The 2,959-nt window shown below is 53.5% G+C and carries 1 rRNA gene; it reads left to right on the top strand.

Annotated features, from left to right (window positions below):
• The first annotated feature begins 25 nt into the window (after nucleotides 1-25).
• A 23S ribosomal RNA gene (locus C3451_RS24035) occupies nucleotides 26-2,930 on the top strand.
• The last annotated feature ends 29 nt before the right edge of the window (nucleotides 2,931-2,959 follow it).

The raw sequence follows: 2,959 nt of genomic DNA, 5'->3' as shown, positions 1-2,959 counted from the left end.
GAAGTGAAACATCTTCGGGTTGTGAGGTTAAGCGACTAAGCGTACACGGTGGATGCCCTGGCAGTCAGAGGCGATGAAGGACGTGCTAATCTGCGAAAAGCGCCGGCGAGGTGATATGAACCTTTGACCCGGCGATGTCCGAATGGGGAAACCCAGTGCAATCCGTTGCACTATCGTTAACTGAATACATAGGTTAACGAGGCGAACCGGGGGAACTGAAACATCTAAGTACCCCGAGGAAAAGAAATCAACCGAGATTCCCCCAGTAGCGGCGAGCGAACGGGGAGCAGCCCGGAGTCTGAATCAGCTTGTGTGTTAGTGGAACGGTCTGGAAAGTCCGACGGTACAGGGTGATAGTCCCGTACACGAAAGCACATTTGCTGTGAACTCGAAGAGTAGGGCGGGACACGTGGTATCCTGTCTGAATATGGGGGGACCATCCTCCAAGGCTAAATACTCCTGACTGACCGATAGTGAACCAGTACCGTGAGGGAAAGGCGAAAAGAACCCCGGCGAGGGGAGTGAAAAAGAACCTGAAACCGTGTACGTACAAGCAGTGGGAGCCTCTTTATGGGGTGACTGCGTACCTTTTGTATAATGGGTCAGCGACTTATATTCTGTAGCAAGGTTAACCGTATAGGGGAGCCGAAGGGAAACCGAGTCTTAACTGGGCGTTAAGTTGCAGGGTATAGACCCGAAACCCGGTGATCTAGCCATGGGCAGGTTGAAGGTTGGGTAACACTAACTGGAGGACCGAACCGACTAATGTTGAAAAATTAGCGGATGACCTGTGGCTGGGGGTGAAAGGCCAATCAAACCGGGAGATAGCTGGTTCTCCCCGAAAGCTATTTAGGTAGCGCCTCGTGAACTCATCTTCGGGGGTAGAGCACTGTTTCGGCTAGGGGGCCATCCCGGCTTACCAACCCGATGCAAACTACGAATACCGAAGAATGTTATCACGGGAGACACACGGCGGGTGCTAACGTCCGTCGTGAAGAGGGAAACAACCCAGACCGCCAGCTAAGGTCCCAAAGTCATGGTTAAGTGGGAAACGATGTGGGAAGGCACAGACAGCCAGGATGTTGGCTTAGAAGCAGCCATCATTTAAAGAAAGCGTAATAGCTCACTGGTCGAGTCGGCCTGCGCGGAAGATGTAACGGGGCTAAACCATGCACCGAAGCTGCGGCAGCGACACTATGTGTTGTTGGGTAGGGGAGCGTTCTGTAAGCCGTTGAAGGTGTGCTGTGAGGCATGCTGGAGGTATCAGAAGTGCGAATGCTGACATAAGTAACGATAAAGCGGGTGAAAAGCCCGCTCGCCGGAAGACCAAGGGTTCCTGTCCAACGTTAATCGGGGCAGGGTGAGTCGACCCCTAAGGCGAGGCCGAAAGGCGTAGTCGATGGGAAACAGGTTAATATTCCTGTACTTGGTGTTACTGCGAAGGGGGGACGGAGAAGGCTATGTCAGCCGGGCGACGGTTGTCCCGGTTTAAGCATGTAGGCGGAGGTTCCAGGTAAATCCGGTACCTTGTTAACGCTGAGGTGTGATGACGAGGCACTACGGTGCTGAAGTGATAAATGCCCTGCTTCCAGGAAAAGCCTCTAAGCATCAGGTAACACGAAATCGTACCCCAAACCGACACAGGTGGTCAGGTAGAGAATACCAAGGCGCTTGAGAGAACTCGGGTGAAGGAACTAGGCAAAATGGTGCCGTAACTTCGGGAGAAGGCACGCTGATATGTAGGTGAAGCCCCTGCGGGCGGAGCTGAAATCAGTCGAAGATACCAGCTGGCTGCAACTGTTTATTAAAAACACAGCACTGTGCAAACACGAAAGTGGACGTATACGGTGTGACGCCTGCCCGGTGCCGGAAGGTTAATTGATGGGGTTAGCGGCAACGCGAAGCTCTTGATCGAAGCCCCGGTAAACGGCGGCCGTAACTATAACGGTCCTAAGGTAGCGAAATTCCTTGTCGGGTAAGTTCCGACCTGCACGAATGGCGTAATGATGGCCAGGCTGTCTCCACCCGAGACTCAGTGAAATTGAACTCGCTGTGAAGATGCAGTGTACCCGCGGCAAGACGGAAAGACCCCGTGAACCTTTACTATAGCTTGACACTGAACACTGGTCCTTGATGTGTAGGATAGGTGGGAGGCTTTGAAGCGTGGACGCCAGTCTGCGTGGAGCCAACCTTGAAATACCACCCTTTAATGGCTGGTGTTCTAACGTAGACCCGTAATCCGGGTTGCGGACAGTGTCTGGTGGGTAGTTTGACTGGGGCGGTCTCCTCCCAAAGAGTAACGGAGGAGCACGAAGGTTGGCTAATCCTGGTCGGACATCAGGAGGTTAGTGCAATGGCATAAGCCAGCTTGACTGCGAGCGTGACGGCGCGAGCAGGTGCGAAAGCAGGTCATAGTGATCCGGTGGTTCTGAATGGAAGGGCCATCGCTCAACGGATAAAAGGTACTCCGGGGATAACAGGCTGATACCGCCCAAGAGTTCATATCGACGGCGGTGTTTGGCACCTCGATGTCGGCTCATCACATCCTGGGGCTGAAGTAGGTCCCAAGGGTATGGCTGTTCGCCATTTAAAGTGGTACGCGAGCTGGGTTTAGAACGTCGTGAGACAGTTCGGTCCCTATCTGCCGTGGGCGCTGGAGAATTGAGGGGGGCTGCTCCTAGTACGAGAGGACCGGAGTGGACGCATCACTGGTGTTCGGGTTGTCATGCCAATGGCACTGCCCGGTAGCTAAATGCGGAAGAGATAAGTGCTGAAAGCATCTAAGCACGAAACTTGCCCCGAGATGAGTTCTCCCTGAGACCTTGAGTCTCCTGAAGGAACGTTGAAGACTACGACGTTGATAGGTCGGGTGTGTAAGCGCAGCGATGCGTTGAGCTAACCGATACTAATGAACCGTGAGGCTTAACCTTACAACGCCGAAGCTGTTTTGGCGAAGAGA

The sequence above is a fragment of the Enterobacter sp. 301B genome (assembly GCF_003850715.1).
GTDB lineage: Bacteria > Pseudomonadota > Gammaproteobacteria > Enterobacterales > Enterobacteriaceae > Enterobacter > Enterobacter intestinihominis.
This window is presented reverse-complemented; position numbering and strand designations above follow the sequence as displayed.